A 16,709-nucleotide genomic window follows, 5' to 3' on the forward strand; every position below is an offset into this window, starting at 1 on the left:
CTCAGCCGGCCGGGGTGATCTCGGCGATGTCCATCTCCCAGACGGAGTTGTACACGGCGCCGGTGACGCTGTCGGCCGAGGAGATGTTGCGACCGGGAACGATCAGCGGCACGAACGGACCCTCGGCCTGCATGGCCTCGGCGAACTCGGTGAACGCGTCGGTGCGGGTGTCTGCATCCGTGGCGCTGGCAGCACCTGCGGCGATGCCGGCGATCTCCGGGTTGGCCTCAGCCGCCCAGCCGGCGCGGAGGCCGACCTTCAGACCGGGAGCGAAGGGCAGGAAGTTCGCGGAGTCCGCGTAGTCCGGGCCCCAGAACCAGAGGCCGAAGCCCTCGGTGCCGTTGACGTAGGCGTCGAGCTCCGTCGCGAACGGGGCCGGAGCGAGCTCGACCGTGATGCCGGCATCCTCGAGCTGTGCCTGGATGCGCTCGGCGAGCGGGGTGAACTCCACGCCACCGACCGGGTAGTCGTTCGGGAACTGCAGCTTCAGGGTCTGGCCCGTGTAGCCGGCCTCCGCGAGAGCGGCCTTGGCCTTGTCGAGGTCCTGCGTCACTCCGCTGTCGAGCGCGCCCTCGAATCCGGGCGGGATGACACCGGTCGCCTGCACGGAGCCGGCACCTGCCAGCTCGAGGAGAGCGTCGTAGTCGAGCGAGTAGCGGATGGCCTCGGCGATCTTGACGTTCGCCAGCTCACCGGCCACGGCCTCTGACTGGTTCAGCAGCAGGAAGATGGTCTGTCCGGACGGGACAGAGTCCACCGTGATGTCGTCGCCCAGACCGGCGACCTGGTCGCCGTTCAGGTCCATCGCGACCATCGAGTCGCCGCCCTTGAGGTTGGCGAGCTGCGTGGCGCTCTCCGAGACGTTGCGCACGACGACGCGCTTGTACGCCGACTCCTCGTCGCCGTTGTACTCGTCGTTGCGGGTCAGGACGACCTGCGAGCTGAGGTCGAGAGTGTCGAGCACGAACGGGCCGGAGCCGGCCGACTCGCCGTCGAGGAACTTCTGCGCCGTGTCGGTGCCGTCGGTCGTGCCGCCGTTCTCGATCACGACGTCGGAGTTGACGATGCCGAGCGCCGGGTTCGCGAGGATCGCGGGCAGCTGCAGCAGCGGGGTCTCGGACGTGAACGTGATCGTCTTGTCGTCGATCTCGGTGATCGTGAGACCGCCGAGCAGGAAGTTCGGCTTGGCATCGGTCATGCCCTGGATGCGCTGCAGCGAGAACACGACGTCCTTCGCCTCGATCGGCGATCCGTCGGAGAAGACGCGGTCACCCTCGAGCGTGAAGGTGAACTCGGTGGCTTCGTCGTTCTGCTCCCACGAGGCGAGGCCGGGGACGGGGGTCGACACGTCGGAGCCCTCGAAGTCGACCAGCGTCTCGTAGATCGCCTTCGCGATCATGTTGCCGGTGGGGTCGTAGGTGTGGCCGGGGTCGGCCGTTTCGATCGAGAACGCCGTGTCGATGACCAGCGAATCCGTGCCGGAGGACTGTTCGCCGTTGTTGGCCGAGTTCCCTCCTGAGCATCCTGCGAGCGCGAGGAGCGCAACGGCTCCGATCGCGATGACCGACGTGCTGCGACGTGACGACATGAGAGCCTCCAGAGGCGAGGAGTACATTCGGGTGCGGCCGCCCCAGATGTGGACGACCGGTGATCAGATTCGCATCATATGCGACGATGTGTCCAGCAAGGATGCGGATCATGATCATGGTCTGTCTAGAACCTCGGATGTGAGGAGCAATATGTCCAGCAAGGATGCCGAACAGTCAAAGCATTCTGGACGGAATGCCACCCCGTTGGACGAGACCGCGTACAGAATCCTCGAAGTGCTCCGTGATAACGGTCGCGTCTCGATCGCCGCCCTCGCGGACAAGGTGGGCATCTCGCGCGCGAATGCGTACACCCGGGTCGAATCGCTCGTGCACGACGGGGTCATCACGGGCTTCAGTGCGAGAGTCGATCAGGCCAAGGCCGGACTCTCGATCGGTGCGCTCGTGTTCGTCACGGTGCTGCCGCAGGCCTGGGCGTCGTTCCGCGACCGCGTGCTCGAGATGCCCGATGTCGAGTGGTGTGCGATCACCACGGGCGAGCACGACGCCATGCTGTTGATCCGCGCCGTCGACGTGAGCGGTGTGCACGAGTTCTCGACCGGCGTGATCGCGCAGCTGCCCGAGGTGCGCACGGTCGTGAGCGTCGTGGTCCTCGACGAGGTCATCCGGCGCCCCTACCTGCTGCCGGGCGACCTGCCAGAGCGCGACAGCGGCATCGCCCCGCTGGGCATGACCCGCTGGACACCGGCATCCCCCGGCCGCGACGCGCTCCCGCCGCGCTGACCCGCACCCACCCCGTGAGGGGTCAGGACACGCCGCGCCGCGGCATCCGAGCGCGGCGTGTCCTGACCCCTCACGGTTCGGAGAAGAGGATCAGGCTGCGATCTCCTCGCACACGCTGAGCTGCGGAAGTCCGTGCATCTCGTAGTGCTCGACCAGACGGATCGCTCCGTCGTCGGTGAGCTCCAGCTCGCTCTCGCCGTCTCCGGTCACGACGGTGCCGTCGGAGACGAGCACATGCACGAACGAGACCCAGATCGTGTCTCCGGTGCGGGTGCCGACGAACTTGCCGAACGTGACCGTGTCCCCCTCGTACCCGCCCCAGATCGCCCCGTCGCGTTCGAAGTACTCGAAGATGCTGGGCGCAGCGGGGTCGACCGCAGAGGTCGTGGACGACACCATGCGGAATCGGCGGCCGTCGAGGGAGGGGATCGTTGCAGTGGCAGTCACCACTCGATTATGGGGGATGCTGTCACTGCATGGACGCGGAGCGCCCTCGCCACTCGGTCTCGAGAAGGCCGTAGATCAGGAGCGTCGTCCACTCTTCTTTGAACCATTCGCTCTCGACGAGACGCGCCTCGCGGCGGAAGCCCAGTCGCTCCACGACGCGCGCCGACGCGGTGTTGCGCTCGTCGATCCGCGCCGCGATCCGATGCAGTCCGAGCCCGTCGAAGCCGAGCGCGAGCAGCGCGTCGACCGCTTCCGAGGCGTAGCCGCGCCCCGAGAACCGGGGGGCGAAGATGTAGCCGACTTCGCCCGCGCGATCCGTCTCGCTGCGCCAGAACAGCACGACGTCGCCGACGAGCGCACCGCTCTCGCGCTCTTCCACGGCGAGGCAGACCCCGTCACCTTCCGTCGTGAAGACCGTGCGCGACCAGGTCGTCGCGATGCGCTGCTCCACCTCGTCGAGTGTCAACGGCGCGTACGGCACGTAGCGCACCGCATCCGGATCCGACTTGTACGAGTGCATCGTGACCGCATCGCCGGCGGTGATCGGCCGCAGCAGCAGCCGCGTCGTCACGATCGGGTACTCGGGGTCGAACCCACCGCTCCGCACCGGAGTCCGACTCTCCACGCGCAATCCCCTCAGAATGCCCACTTCTCGACGTTCGGATCATAGGGCACCTCTGTTGCATGACAGGTACCGTGGGTCGCATGGAGTGGATCGCGAACCCGAGCGTCGGCGACTGGCTGCGAGAGCAGCTCGATGAGGACTACTCGAGCATGCACGGCGTCGTCCCGCGCGGATACCCGGCCTATGCGCGGGTGTTCCACCCCGCTGCGGTACGTTCGCTGCCGGACCGGGCGGTCCCGACCCATGAGGAGTGGGAGCAGCTGGCACCCGAGGAGCAGGGCCGGCTCACCGAGCTTTTCGTGGATGCCCCCACCACCTGGGCGGAGACCGCCGCCGCTTTCGGCACGATGCTGCACCCGCTGGCGCAGTGGCAGCGGATCGTGCGGACGCCCCCAGAGGAGGATTGGCGCACACGCGTCGCTCCTGACGGCCGCGAGTTCAGCGCGCCGATCGACGGCGAGCTCGACGTCGACGCCCTGGCTGTCGTCGCCACGCACCTGATCACCCACACGCGCACTCCGGATGCCGGCTACGCCGCACTGTGGGAGGGCACGGGCAGTCTGGTCGGCTACCTCGGCGAGTCGCCCTCGCGTGTCTTCTTCGCGATGGGCGGCGACCCGAACCACGAGGCGATGCTGAACCGCAGCACGCACGACCCGTTCAACAACGTGTTCCGCAAGCCGTCGTGGCAGGAGGGCATCCTTTCGCGGGAGATCTCCGAGGGGCCACGACTCCGGCTGCCCGGTCGGGACCACGTGCTCTTCTCGGCACCCCCTCGCATCTTCGCGGATCCAAGCTGGGTGCTCGACGTACCGTGGCGGGATCGCGTGGCCGAGGAGCACGGGTTCCCGCCTGCGGCGCAGGGCCCCAGCATCATCTGGCCCGAGGACCGGGCCTGGGTCGTGGTGACCGAGGTCGACTTCGATTCGACCGTCGTGGCCGGATCCGCCGAGCTGATCGAGGCGATCTGCGCGGACGCGCGCCTCGAAGCACTGCCGATCAGCGAAGGCGCCGACCTGGGCTGGGATGCCGACGAGGTCAACGCGTGAGCACGCCGCGGCTCCCTTCGACATTCGATGCCGGGCCGCTGACCGACCCGGTCGATCCGGCGGCCGTGCGAGCATTCGCCGCCGAAGTACGTGCGCGGGGGACACAGCGGCCGGCGATCTCGACCATCATCGGCATCGTCGTCGCGGTCGTCGTGGCGCTCGTGCTGGTGCCGACCGTGGTGACGGTCATCCTCAGCCTCGCCTCGTTCAGCGATTCGCCCGGTGCCGCCGCGGTCCCCCTGCTGCTGATCGGCCTGGTGCTGGCCGCGATCGGGATCATGGTCTGGCTCGGCTGGCGCAACGGACGCGACACCCGGTACCGGCTCGACCGCTTCGCGCAGGCGAACGGCATGTCGTACGAGGCTCGTGTCTCCGATCCGCCGTTGCCGGGCATGATCTTCAGCCTGGGCCGCTCGCGGCTCGCGACCGACCTGGTACGAGGGTCGACACCGCGCTTCGTCGAGTTCGGCAACTACCAGTACACGGTACAGTCGGGGAAGAACTCCACCACCTACAGGTGGGGCTACGTGGCGGTGAAGCTCGACGTTCCGCTTCCCAACATCGTGCTCGACGCCAAGGGGAACAACGGGTTCGGATCGAACCTTCCCGCCTCGTTCCACAAGGAGCAGCGCCTGTCACTCGAGGGCGATTTCGACCAGCACTTCACGCTGTACTGCCCGGCGGGATACGAGCGCGATGCGCTCTACCTGTTCACGCCCGACATCATGACCCGGTTCATCGACAATGCCGCACAGCTCGACGTCGAGATCGTGGACGACTGGCTCTTCCTCTACACGCAGCGCAAGGTGTCGACGCTCGACCCGGCGACCTGGGCGTGGCTCTTCGGTGCGGTCGGTGCGCTGCTCACGAAGTTCGACCAGTGGGCGCGGTGGCGGGATGAGCGGCTTCTCGCCGAGAACGCGGATGACGTGGCATCGACGTCAGCCGCGCCGACGACCGACTCGGCTCTGCCGTTCGCCCCGCCGGTCGGACTGCTCACTCCCCCGCCGGGTGTCGCGCCGCAAGGGCGACGCCTCAAGCGCAGCGGAACGTGGCTGCCGATCGTCATCCTGATCGGCTTCGTCGTGTTCTGGTTCTGGAGTCGAGCGAACTAGAGACTCGAGGCCGCCGAGAAAAAGACCCGCGTGTATGTGGGGGTGGGTGCCGTTTGGGGAACGACTGCCCACCCCATCCCCCCTCGGGATCAGGAGAAGAACTGGGGATCTCCTCCCGCATGACGGCATAGCCGTCGCGCCCGCGGTCAGCTGGGGACTGACGCTGCTCGGCGCTTACGGGAATGGTATACCGGATGACGTTGCAAAGTCTTGCGTCCATTCAGACGTATGGTTTCGCGGGGGTCCCGGAGGTAGGCGATCGCGCCGGCGTAGGCGCATCCTGGCCCGATCGGCCTGCGCAGGTGGATCCGCCTACCTCCGCGAACGCTACGGGGCGAGGAAATCAGGCGGATGCCCGAGCGCCGTGAGCGAATCGAGCACAATCTCCGAGAGCAGTCCACGCGTCCTGAGGCTCCCGCCGGGATCTGCGGGGGCACGGGGAAGGGCCTGGATGCGCCGACACGCATCCAGGCCCTCGATCAGTTCGCTGTCACAGCGGACTAGGTGGTGCGACGACGCAACCCGAATGCGCCTGCGCCCACGATCAGCAGCAGCGCGCCCAGCGCCACCGCTCCCCAGGTGACGGTTCCGCCGGTGATGGCGAGACCCTCACCCGGCTTGTCACCGGATTCCACCGGCGTGCCCGGCCCCTCCGGGTTCTCCGGCTCTCCCGGCGTGACCGGCGTCGTGTTCGCGGTGTTGGTGAGCACGACCGCGATCGTCTGATCCGCACCGATCGTCACCGTGTTCGCGACCGCCCCGTCGACCTCGAACACCGGCGCGCCCCAGGTCACGCCCGTGATCGCCGGCAGGTCAACCTCAGAGAACGTCACCACGTCCCCCTCGTTCAGACCGTTCACGGAGACAGGGGTGCCGTCTGCCGTCACGGACAGCTCCTGTGCCGTGCCGTCGCCCACGGTGTACTCCACCGTGAACACCGTGTCATCCGGCACCGCAGCCGACGCCGTCCCCTCGACGACCTTCGCCACCGAGAAGCCGCCGCTCGCAGCCGCCGCCTCGCGGAACTGCACCGATGCCGCTCCCCGCACGGTTGCGGCGCGCGTCGTCTCGAACGTCGCGAACACCTGGCAGACGACTCCGTCAGCTCCGGGAGACTGCACCCAGGAGATCTGCTCCCGAGAAGCCGGGGTGGCCGCTCCCGAGACGGTGACCGTGCCGGCCTCGTCTGCAATGATGCACAGCGTGACCGTCGTCGACGTCGCCGCATCCGCGCCCTCCACCGTGAGGACTCCACCGGAGAGCGACGCGTCACCCTCGCAGACCGTCGCGGTGCCGCCGTCTACGGTGAGCGCGATCGGCTGACCGTAGACGTTGGTGGTCACATCCACGCGTGCCGTTTCGCCGACTTCGAGGTCGGTGTCCTCTGCACGCAGGTCGAACGTGAGTTCGCTCTCGGCCCCGGTCAGAGCCAGGATCCGCTGCTGTTCGGCCGTGTTCATGTTCGCCTCGCAGTACCCCTCCTCGTTCTCCCACTCGGGATCAGAGACGCACCATACGAGATATTGACGCGCCTCGCGGGAGTCATGGTTGGCGTTCGACGCGAGACCCCCGAACATGGTCACGGGCATGTCGTGGCGCAGGATGTACGCGATGATGCGCTCCTGCTCGGTGGTGAGGCGGACGTTCTGGTCGAGATGCTCGAGACCGGGGACGACCACGCCGCCGTACGTGATCTCGCCATCGGCGTTGACGCGCGTGCAGGTGCGGCTATGGACGTCCGTGCAATACATCCACTCCGACACCGGGCCGATGCCATCGACGTAGCGGAGCGCGCACGCTGGCACTCCCTCATTGTCCCCGTACGCGCCGTACAGCACGACGACCTGTCCGGCGTTGTAGTCGGTCAGGCGCTGACCCCACACGCGGGTCAGGTCCTCGATCCCGTTGAGCGCGTCGCCATCGGTCGGATCGTACGCCGTCTCTCCTTCGCAGAGCGGGGCATTGAACGGCTCGCTGGCGGGCGGGTTCGGTACGTCCGCGCGTGCCGGCGCGGCACCGGCGAGCACTCCGGCGAGGATGCTGAGGACGACGAGCAGGAGCGCCAGAACGGCGCGCGGTCTCGTCTCTGCTGTGGATTTCAGGGTGTGCATGGCTGTCTCCGTGTCGGTCGCACGCGCGTACGTCAGACGTTCGCGGGCACGAAGGAAGCGGCGACCCCACCGATCGCCACACTCCATGAGACGGCAGCGAGCGGCTCTCATCACGGCGTGCCCCCGGATTCCCCTAGGTATGGGGGTCCGTCACGGGGGCGAGAGGCAGCCCGCAGAGTTCCTCCCCCGGCGCCCTACGACGCGGAGGAAAGCCCGAAGTACTCCAGCTCGGCCTCGTTCAGCATCCGCGACCGGATCAGGAACCGCATGCCCGTCGGACCCTCGACCGAGAAGCCGGCGCCGCGCCCCGGCACCACGTCGATCGTGAGATGCGTGAACTTCCAGTACTCGAACTGCGACGCCGACATGAAGACCTCGACCGGTGCCTCCAGCCCGACATCGAGTGCACCGAGCAGCACGTCGCCCGGTCCCGTGATGAACATGCCCACCGGGTAGCACATGGGCGACGAACCGTCGCAGCATCCGCCCGACTGATGGAACATGAGCGGGCCGTGCTGCGCGGTCAGATCCCGCACGAGGGATGCCGCGGCATCCGTCACGTCGACCCGCTGGTAGGTGCCGATGCTCACCATGTCTCGTTCCTCTCCCACACTCCTGGGCCCTGAGCCTGTCGAAGAGCTGAGCCTGTCGAAGGGCCGATTGCTCGGCGACGCTTCGACAGGCTCAGCGACCCGCCGGATCGAACTCAGAAGAAGCCCATCGGGCCTTCCGCGTACGAGACCAGGAGGTTCTTGGTCTGCTGGTAGTGATCGAGCATCATCTTGTGGTTCTCACGGCCGACACCCGACTGCTTGTATCCACCGAACGCGGCGTGCGCCGGGTACTGGTGGTAGGTGTTCGTCCAGACGCGACCCGCCTCGATCGCCCGGCCGGCGCGGTAAGCGGTGTCACCGCTGCGGCTCCAGACACCGGCGCCGAGCCCGTAAAGGGTGTCGTTGGCGATCGAGATCGCGTCGTCGAATCCGTCGAACGAGGTGACCGAGAGCACCGGGCCGAAGATCTCCTCCTGGAAGATGCGCATGTCGTTCGTGCCCTCGAACACGGTCGGCGCGACGTAGTACCCCTCGCTCAGGTCTCCGCCGAGATCGACCCGGTCGCCGCCGGTGAGCAGGCGCGCGCCGCCCTGCTTGCCGATGTCGATGTAGCTGAGGATCTTCTCGAGCTGGTCGTTCGAGGCCTGTGCGCCGATCATGGTCGCCGGGTCGAGCGGGTTGCCCTGCACGACCTTCTTGACCCGTTCCAGGCCGTCGGCGAGGAAGCCGTCGTAGATCGACCGCTGGATGAGTGCGCGCGAGGGGCAGGTGCAGACCTCGCCCTGGTTGAGCGCGAACATCGTGAAGCCCTCGAGCGCCTTGTCATAGAACGGGTCGGAGGTGGAGCGCGCGACATCCTCGAAGAAGACGTTCGGGCTCTTTCCTCCCAGCTCCAGCGTCACCGGGATGAGGTTCTGCGAGGCGTACTGCATGATGAGGCGACCGGTCGTGGTCTCGCCGGTGAAGGCGACCTTGCGGATGCGCTTGTGCTGAGCCAGCGGAGCGCCCGCCTCGATGCCGAAGCCGTTGACGATGTTCACGACGCCGGCCGGCAGCAGGTCGCCGATGATGTCGAACAGGAACAGCAGGGATGCCGGGGTCTGCTCGGCCGGCTTGATGACGACGCAGTTGCCCGCGGCGAGCGCCGGGGCCAGCTTCCACACCGCCATCAGGATCGGGAAGTTCCAGGGGATGATCTGGCCGACCACACCCAGCGGCTCATGGAAGTGGTACGCCACCGTGTTCTCGTCGAGCTGGCTGATGCCACCCTCCTGCGCGCGCAGCACGCCGGCGAAGTAGCGGAAGTGGTCGACTGCGAGTGGGATGTCGGCGGCGAGCGTCTCGCGCACCGGCTTGCCGTTCTCCCAGGTCTCGGCGATGGCGATCTCCTCGAGGTGCTGCTCGATGCGGTCGGCGATCTTGTTGAGGATCACGGACCGTTCGGCCGGGCTCGTCTTGCCCCATCCCGCGAATGCCTGCCAGGCGACGTCGACCGCTCGGTCGATGTCCTCGACTGTTCCGCGGCCGACCTCGGTGAACGGCTTGCCGTTGACGGGGCTGACGTTCTCGAAGTACTGCCCCTTGACGGGGTCGACGAACTCGCCCCCGATGTAGTGGCCGTAGCGAGCGCGGTAGTTCGCAAGGGCGCCCGGCTGACCCGGGGCCGTGTAGGCGGTGGACACGTCTTCTTCGACGATGGTCATCGTGACTCCTTCGACCGGCCGCGCGTCGGTGCTGCGGCGTGTCCTCTGAAGGTAGGTCGCGGGACGTTGCACCCGAGTGCGCAACGTTGCGAATGGTTGCAGTCGTCGTGCGAATGGGATGCGGCGACGGCGCGAGGTCAGAAGTGCAGCGGAACCGGGCCGGAGCGATGCGCTTTCGACCCTGCACCGGGGCTACTCGGCGCGTTCGATGCGCGCCACCAGACCGGCGCGCTTGGGCGATCGGGCCGGCAGCATCTCGAGCGCGAGCCGCAGGATCTCGGCATCCGCCTGGCCCTCGGGGATCTCGGCGTAGGCGAGCAGCACGTCGAGGCTCGCCTCCGACAGCATGGCCTCACGCAACCCTGCACGCACCGACTCGCGGAACTCCTCGACACCGGGAGAGGTCGACTCCGGAAGCACCGGTCCACGGTAGGCGGTCAGCGCCACACGGTGCGCGCCGCGGTCGAGCAACGAGAGCACGTCGTGCGCATCCGTGTCGAGGGGCACGGGCAACCGGTACGGTCGCGACTCGGGAACCAGATCGGGGGCCGCGCGCTCGAGCACCTTGCGCAGCCGCACCATCTCGGGGCGCAGCGTGTCGGGCGAGACGCCCGGGCCGTAGACCAGTTCGCACAGGCGCTCGGCCGAGAGGCCCTGGCGGTGCACGGCGAGCATCAGCAGGATGGCGGCGTGCCGTGCGCTCAGCTCGATCATCGCCTCCTCGTGCGCGGACTCGGTCTCGAGCCGCGCCCGATCGCGCCCGAGCACGTGCAGGGTCGCGCGGGCCGTGGCACGGGTGCGGGACGCTGCCGCATGCGAACGCGACGGGGTCTCGGCGCGCGAACGCAGCCGGGCGACCAGGAGCTCGGATTCCACGGCGCGGGCGGTCGCATCGACCAGGAGCCGGGCCTGCGGACTGACGACCTCTGGGCCCCCCGTGATGTCGATCACGCCGAGCACACGCTTCGTCTCGGGGTCCCTGACAGGGGCCGCGGTGCACGACCACGGATGCACCAGCCGGTTGTAGTGCTCGGCGCCGCGGATCTGCACCGACTGGCCGAGGGCGAGCGCGGTACCGGGAGCGGTGGTGCCGACGGCATCCTCTGCCCAGTTCGCACCGGCCACGAAACCCATCCCGTCGGTGAGGGACTGCAGCTGCCGGTCGCCCTCGATCCAGAGCAGCCGCCCTGCCTGGTCGCCGACCGCGATGACCACTCCGGTGTCTTCGGCATCACCGGGGAGCAGGAGCGCGCGGATCATGTCCATGGCCGAGGCGAGCGGATGCGCCAGCCGATACGCCTCAAGCTCCTCGGTCGCGAGCTCGAGCACCGGGGCCGTCTCCGGTCCGACGCGGCGTCGCCACGACCGCTCCCACGACTCGCGTACCAGCGGTCGCACCTGTGCGAGACGATGATCGTCGAGGTTGCCCGCCAGCAGTTCCTCGTGCGCACGCTCGATCAGGAGGCGGGAGGTCGCGGGCTGGACGTCCCGGGAGTCGTGCCACGAGGCAGACACGGCAGTCTCCGATCATCAGCGGTGGAGCGTTATGCCAGTGTACGACGCTGATGCGGCGTAACCCAGGGGCTCCGCACAGACCGACATCGAATCCGACCCCACCGGAAGTAGGGGAAACCGCGAGGGCGCATTGCGTCCGGACCTGCCGCCCGGCTAGACCAGCAACAGCAGGGCGGAGGGGATGTGCAGAAGGGTCTTTCTGCGATCCGCGTCGATCGTAGACACCGTGGCGCGAAGAGGCTGTCGCGCAGAGCCGTGCTCCTCACGCAGATGTTCGTCTTCGCGATGCTGCTCGCCGCCACGCTGGTCAGTGCCCTGACATTCGCCGGGGCCGAGAACGAACGGGGCGTCATCGGCATGCTGAAGGGTGGGGTCGCCGATGAGATCGCCGACCGGGTTCTGCGCGGAGACGATCGCCCACTGGGAAGGCCCCTGTCGCTGTATGCCGTCGTGAACGCCACCGGAGACATCGTGGCGGCGGGAGGATCCGACGGCGAGAAGTCGATCGGACGGCACCTGGATGGGCTCGGCGGCGAGCAGGGGGCATCTGCCGAACAGGGGTTCTCCTTCCCACTCGCCCAGGGCGGCTGGTTGTTCGTGGAGATCGATCAGACCTGGCGAACCGGGCGGGTGATGGGCATCGCCCTGCCTGTCTCGCTCCTGATCGTCGGGGCCGCCGCGCCCTCGTTCATCCTGCTGCGGGTGCTGTCGGTGCGCATGACCCGCGCGGCGTATCGCATGGGCCCAGAGCAGGTCGATCAGATCGTGCGCGAGCGGGCGACGCTGCTGGAGAGCATCGCGGAAGCCGCGGTCGGGATCGATCGGGACGGCGGGCTCCTCTGGTTCAATCCGGCCGCCGGAGATCTCTTCGGTCTGACGGATGACGACATCGGTACCAGCGCGGAACAGCTGCTGATGTCGGCGGGCGCGGGGTCGCACGGGCACGCGCTCGACGCGCAACTGATCCAGATCGGAGACCGCGTGCTGATGCTGTCATCCGACCTGAAGATCTCCCACGATGCCGGTGAGAGCCGGCTGGTCATCTTCAGGGATTACTCCCGCGATGCATCGCTGCTGCGCGAATTGGACGGCGCGCAGAACCACATCGATGCGCTGCGCTCACGCGGGCATGAGTTCGCGAACACGCTGCACATCATCGAAGGGTTGCTGGAGATGGGGATACCCGATCGCGCGCTGGAGTTCGTCCAGGCCGGAGGGGTATCCGGAGAGTTCGGCATGCCTGCCCATGGGATCGAGGACCCGAGCGTCCGAGCACTCATCTACGCGCACCGGGCCCGCGCGCGGGAACGGGGCATCGAGCTCGTCGTCGCGCCGGGTGCGGCACTCCCCGACCTTGCCGGTGCGGACCCGCTGTTCACCGAGGCCAGCCTGCTCGTCGTGGGGAACTATCTCTCCAACGCCGTCGAGAGCTGCGCGGTGAACGACCGTGTGCGTCTGACCATTCTGACGAAGCCCGCCCGCGACGGCGGCTTCGTCGTGACGATACAGGTCGACGACAGCGGACCGGGAGTGCCGGCGCATCTGCGGGATCAGGTGTTCGCTCTGGGGATGACGGCGAAGACCGGCCGCGACGCTCGCGGCTATGGTCTGGCGATCGTGCGCGGAACCATCACCCGGCTGCGTGGCAGCTGCTCGTGCATGCCCTCCGAGTGGGGCGGCGCGCGTTTCGAGGCGAGCCTTCCCGTACCGGAATCCGACGAGTGGAGGTTCACCGATGAGTGAGCTCGGTGTCCTGATCGTGGACGACGAGCCGATGGCTACCCAGTTGCATCGGATGTTCGTCGAAGGGACTCCGGGATTCGTCGTGACGGGGCTCGCGTACTCGGGCGAGGAGGCGGTGGAGATGATGACGCGGAATCGTCCGGACGTCGTTCTGCTCGATCTCCAGCTCCCCGGGATCTCGGGGATCGACGTTCTGCGCCTGCTGCGCACGCACCTCGGCGACGATGTCGATGTGATCGCCGTGACAGCGGACAGACGCGCCCGCAGCATCGACCAGATGCGGATGCTGGGCGTAGCGCACTACCTCGCGAAACCGTTCTCGGTGCGCGAGCTGCGCCTGAGGCTCCGGTCCGTGGCACGCGTGCGTTCTGCACTGGCTTCCCGCCAGAGCTTCGACGGACAGGCGGACATCGATGGGGTCATCCACAGTGGCTTCGTCGAGATCTGCACACCCGCCGCACGACCGGACGACCCGACCGAGCAGGACATCCTCGCGGGGCATCCGCTGGACGCACTGCGAGAACTCGGCGACCTCCGGATCGCGGATCAGGGACACGACGCCGACTTCACCCTGCACACGCTGGCTGACGCGCTCCACGTGTCTGCCCGACAACTGCAACGCGCCTATGCGCGCGACGGCCGCGCCGTGCAGGACGCCATCCGCGATCACAGGGTCGGTGTCTCCGCGATGCTGATGCTCGGGGCTGAGCGGCTCACGACAGCGGAAGTGGCGCGCCGAAGCGGGTTCAGCAGCGTACGAACGATGCGGCGCGCTTTCCAAGAGGTTCACGGTGTCCCTCCGGCACGCTGGCGAGCGACGCACGCGCGCGCAGCCACGAAGGAGCCGGAATCGCGACGAGAACCGGACAGAACGCGCCAAAGAAGCGAGGAATGACGCGGCGGCTCCGCGGACGGGCCACGCTGCCGGAGAGGATTTCGCGAGAAGGACGCGATCGCGCGATGGGTGGGGGATCGTCATCGCACAACGCGTCCCTGGCCGCCTCGGGAGCGGTCGAGGGTACGGCTCTTCGGAGCCTGCCCGAGGAGTCCATGGAGCCTCCTCGCCGTGAGGGGGCCTCGTCTGGGGCGCGGACCCCTCACGGGGACCCCCGGTGATCGCGCTGACTCAGCCGCGCGCGGCCCACCAGGCGCGCAGGCGCTCCTCAGCCACCTCGGGGCCGAGAACCCCCTCGTCGAGACGCAACTCCAAGAGGAACTTGTACGCCTCCCCCACCTCGCGACCCGGCGTGATGCCGAGCACCTGCTGGATGCGGTTGCCGTCGATCTCGGGACGGATCGAGTCGAGCTCCTCCTGCTCGCGCAGCGCCGCGATCCGCGACTCGATGTCGTCGTAGGCCCCGGCGAGGCGGGCGGCCTTGCGCTTGTTGCGCGTGGTCACGTCGGCGCGGGTGAGGATGTGCAGGCGTTCGAGCTGATCGCCGGCGTCGCGCACGTAGCGTCGCACGGCCGCATCGGTCCATGCGCCCTCCGCGTATCCGAAGAACCTCAGGTGCAGCTCGATGAGGGTGGCGACGGCATCCGTGGTGTCGTTGTCGAAGCGCAGCGCCTGCATCCGCTTGCGAGCCATCCGCGATCCCACCACATCGTGGTGGTGGAAGGTGACGATGCCCCCGTCTTCGAGCTTGCGCGTACGAGGCTTGCCGATGTCGTGCAGCAGCGCGGCGATCCGCAACGCGACATCGGGCTCGGCGCCCGGGTTGCGGGACTGATCCAGCTCGATCGCCTGGCTGAGCACGGTGAGCGAGTGCTCGTAGACGTCCTTGTGGTGATGGTGCTCGTCGACTTCGAGCCGCAGGGCGCTGACCTCGGGAAGGAACTCGTCGATCAACCCGCTGTCGACCAGCACCCGGATGCCCCGTACCGGGTCACCGCTCTGCATGAGGCGCACGAGCTCCGACTGGATGCGCTCGGGGCTCACGATCTTCAGGGTCTCGCGCAGTTCGGTGATCGCGTCGGCCGTGGCATCCTCGACGCGGAAACCGAGCTGCGCACTGAAGCGGGCGGCCCGCAGCATGCGCAGCGGATCGTCTCCGAAAGAGATGCGCGGGTCGGCGGGAGTGCGCAGGATGCCGGCGACGAGGTCTTCCACCCCACCGGTCGGGTCGACCAGTTTCACCGAAGGCACCTGCAGCGCCATCGAGTTGACCGTGAAGTCGCGCCGCACGAGGTCGCCCTCGATCGAGTCGCCGAACTCGACGGTCGGCTTGCGCGTCACACCGTCATAGCTGTCGGCGCGGTACGTGGTGATCTCGACCTGCTCGCCCTGCACCCGGGCACCGATGGTGCCGAACGCGCGACCGATGTCCCAGTGCGCGGTGGAGATCGGCTTCACGATCGTGAGGATCTCGTCGGGCGAGGCATCGGTCGTGAAGTCGAGGTCGTGCGTCTCGCGCCCGAGCAGCGCGTCACGCACCGGACCGCCGACGACGGCGAGGTCGAACCCGGCGTCCGCGAAGGCCGTCGCGAGGGTGCGGACGACCGGATTCTCGGCGAGCGCGCCGAGACGGGCGAGGCCGTCAGCCATGTTGAGCATGGGTTCCAGCGTACCGGGCGGGGTCGCGCCGGTATTCTGAGGGCCATCATGCAGCTGAGCACATTCACGCCTCCCACCACGCCCGCGGCCCGCGCGGCCCTCGCCCTCGCGGAGCAGTACCACTCCGAGTCGATGCGGAACCATGTGGTGAGGTCGTGGCTGTGGGCCGAGGCCTTCGCCGCCGCCGAGGGCCGGAACGACATCGATCACGAGCTCCTGTACGTGTCGGCGATGCTGCACGACATCGGCATCGTGCCCGAGTTCGACAACGTGAACCTGTCGTACGAGGAGGCGGGCGGGCATGTTGCCGTGGCTCTCGCAACCGGCGCAGGGTGGGACGCGGATCGCAGCCGGCGCGCACTCGACGTCATCATCCGGCACAACTGGCCGTCGGTCGACCCCGCCATGGACGTCGAGGGCTACCTGCTCGAGATCGGCACCGCTCTCGACATCTCAGGGGCTCGGGCCGATGTCCTTGCCGCGAGCTTCATGCGCGAGGTGCTGGCCGAGTATCCCCGTCTGCAGCTGGCGCGCGAGTTCGGCGACGGCGTCGTCGAACAGGCGGCGCGCAAGCCGCACACCGCCGCGCACCGACTCGTCACCGGCGGCGTCGTCGGCAAGCTGGAGAACCACCCGCTCGAGCGGCTGACCTGACCGGCGGCTCGGTTCAGAACAGCGGATTCTCGCCCCGGGCCTGAGCGATGGCCTGCGTGCGCGCCTGCATCTGACGCACCAGGAGTGCACTCATCAGGAAACCGCCGACCAGCGCGACCGCGACGAGCAGCCAGATGCCGAGGTCGGGGTCGATCACCTCGAAGCCGTAGATCGCGACGGCGAGCACCAGCAGCACCGGCCCTTCGACGAGCGCGAACCCGAGGAACAGCCGGGTCTGGCGGGCGCGGAAGTGCGTCTCGACGGCCTGGACACGGGCTTCGATCGAGGAGTCTCCGGCGTAGCTCATGC

At 68.0% G+C, this 16,709-nt stretch carries 15 protein-coding genes; 6 read left to right on the forward strand and 9 right to left on the reverse strand.

What is annotated here, in order from left to right; all coding sequences use genetic code 11:
- Position 1 precedes the first annotated feature (1 nt).
- Positions 2-1,588: an ABC transporter substrate-binding protein gene (locus MRBLWO12_RS15385; protein WP_363556995.1), complete on the reverse strand. Its 1,587-nt coding sequence runs from the start codon at positions 1,586-1,588 to the stop codon at positions 2-4.
- Between the two features lie 151 nt (positions 1,589-1,739).
- Between MRBLWO12_RS15385 and MRBLWO12_RS15390 the strand changes: the two genes are divergently transcribed.
- Positions 1,740-2,330, forward strand: coding sequence for an Lrp/AsnC family transcriptional regulator (locus MRBLWO12_RS15390; protein ID WP_363556997.1), 591 nt, complete (start codon positions 1,740-1,742; stop codon positions 2,328-2,330).
- 90 nt (positions 2,331-2,420) lie between these two features.
- Here the strand turns inward: MRBLWO12_RS15390 and MRBLWO12_RS15395 are convergent, their stop codons facing one another.
- On the reverse strand, positions 2,421-2,777 hold the full coding sequence (locus tag MRBLWO12_RS15395; protein WP_363556999.1) for a hypothetical protein: 357 nt from the start codon (positions 2,775-2,777) through the stop codon (positions 2,421-2,423).
- Between the two features lie 22 nt (positions 2,778-2,799).
- Positions 2,800-3,402, reverse strand: coding sequence for a GNAT family N-acetyltransferase (locus MRBLWO12_RS15400; RefSeq protein ID WP_363557001.1), 603 nt, complete (start codon positions 3,400-3,402; stop codon positions 2,800-2,802).
- A gap of 80 nt (positions 3,403-3,482) precedes the next feature.
- On the opposite strand from MRBLWO12_RS15400, the gene MRBLWO12_RS15405 reads away from it, so the two are divergent.
- Entirely contained in the window at positions 3,483-4,451 is a 969-nt protein-coding gene (locus MRBLWO12_RS15405) for a hypothetical protein (RefSeq protein ID WP_363557003.1), read from the forward strand.
- Positions 4,448-5,566, forward strand: coding sequence for a hypothetical protein (locus MRBLWO12_RS15410; protein WP_363557004.1), 1,119 nt, complete (start codon positions 4,448-4,450; stop codon positions 5,564-5,566). Before MRBLWO12_RS15405 ends, MRBLWO12_RS15410 begins: the two co-directional genes overlap by 4 nt.
- Before the next feature lie 500 nt (positions 5,567-6,066).
- On the opposite strand, the gene MRBLWO12_RS15415 is transcribed toward MRBLWO12_RS15410, so the two are convergent.
- From MRBLWO12_RS15415 to MRBLWO12_RS15430, 4 genes are all read right to left on the reverse strand, one after another.
- Positions 6,067-7,677 carry a DUF5979 domain-containing protein gene (locus MRBLWO12_RS15415; protein ID WP_363557006.1) on the reverse strand — a complete coding sequence of 537 codons (1,611 nt, stop codon included), beginning with the start codon at positions 7,675-7,677 and terminating at the stop codon, positions 6,067-6,069.
- Positions 7,678-7,871: 194 nt separating this feature from the next.
- Positions 7,872-8,270 carry a DUF779 domain-containing protein gene (locus MRBLWO12_RS15420; RefSeq protein WP_363557008.1) on the reverse strand — a complete coding sequence of 133 codons (399 nt, stop codon included), beginning with the start codon at positions 8,268-8,270 and terminating at the stop codon, positions 7,872-7,874.
- A gap of 113 nt (positions 8,271-8,383) precedes the next feature.
- A complete protein-coding gene (locus tag MRBLWO12_RS15425) occupies positions 8,384-9,934 on the reverse strand; it encodes an aldehyde dehydrogenase family protein (protein ID WP_363557010.1) in 1,551 nt (516 codons plus the stop codon).
- A 192-nt stretch (positions 9,935-10,126) separates the two neighbouring features.
- On the reverse strand, positions 10,127-11,449 hold the full coding sequence (locus MRBLWO12_RS15430; RefSeq protein ID WP_363557012.1) for a GAF domain-containing protein: 1,323 nt from the start codon (positions 11,447-11,449) through the stop codon (positions 10,127-10,129).
- Between the two features lie 255 nt (positions 11,450-11,704).
- On the opposite strand from MRBLWO12_RS15430, the gene MRBLWO12_RS15435 reads away from it, so the two are divergent.
- Both MRBLWO12_RS15435 and MRBLWO12_RS15440 read left to right on the forward strand, forming a co-directional pair.
- Entirely contained in the window at positions 11,705-13,192 is a 1,488-nt protein-coding gene (locus MRBLWO12_RS15435; protein WP_363557014.1) for a sensor histidine kinase, read from the forward strand.
- A complete protein-coding gene (locus MRBLWO12_RS15440) occupies positions 13,185-14,087 on the forward strand; it encodes a response regulator (protein ID WP_363557016.1) in 903 nt (300 codons plus the stop codon). Before MRBLWO12_RS15435 ends, MRBLWO12_RS15440 begins: the two co-directional genes overlap by 8 nt.
- A 231-nt stretch (positions 14,088-14,318) precedes the next feature.
- Here MRBLWO12_RS15440 and MRBLWO12_RS15445 read toward each other — a convergent pair whose 3' ends face one another.
- A complete protein-coding gene (locus MRBLWO12_RS15445; protein ID WP_363557018.1) occupies positions 14,319-15,746 on the reverse strand; it encodes a CCA tRNA nucleotidyltransferase in 1,428 nt (475 codons plus the stop codon).
- Between the two features lie 48 nt (positions 15,747-15,794).
- On the opposite strand from MRBLWO12_RS15445, the gene MRBLWO12_RS15450 reads away from it, so the two are divergent.
- Positions 15,795-16,400 carry an HD domain-containing protein gene (locus MRBLWO12_RS15450; RefSeq protein ID WP_363557020.1) on the forward strand — a complete coding sequence of 202 codons (606 nt, stop codon included), beginning with the start codon at positions 15,795-15,797 and terminating at the stop codon, positions 16,398-16,400.
- A gap of 13 nt (positions 16,401-16,413) precedes the next feature.
- On the opposite strand, the gene MRBLWO12_RS15455 is transcribed toward MRBLWO12_RS15450, so the two are convergent.
- Entirely contained in the window at positions 16,414-16,707 is a 294-nt protein-coding gene (locus tag MRBLWO12_RS15455) for a hypothetical protein (RefSeq protein ID WP_363557022.1), read from the reverse strand.
- Between the last annotated feature and the right edge of the window lie 2 nt (positions 16,708-16,709).

The sequence above is a fragment of the Microbacterium sp. LWO12-1.2 genome (genome assembly GCF_040675875.1).
Classification (GTDB): domain Bacteria; phylum Actinomycetota; class Actinomycetes; order Actinomycetales; family Microbacteriaceae; genus Microbacterium.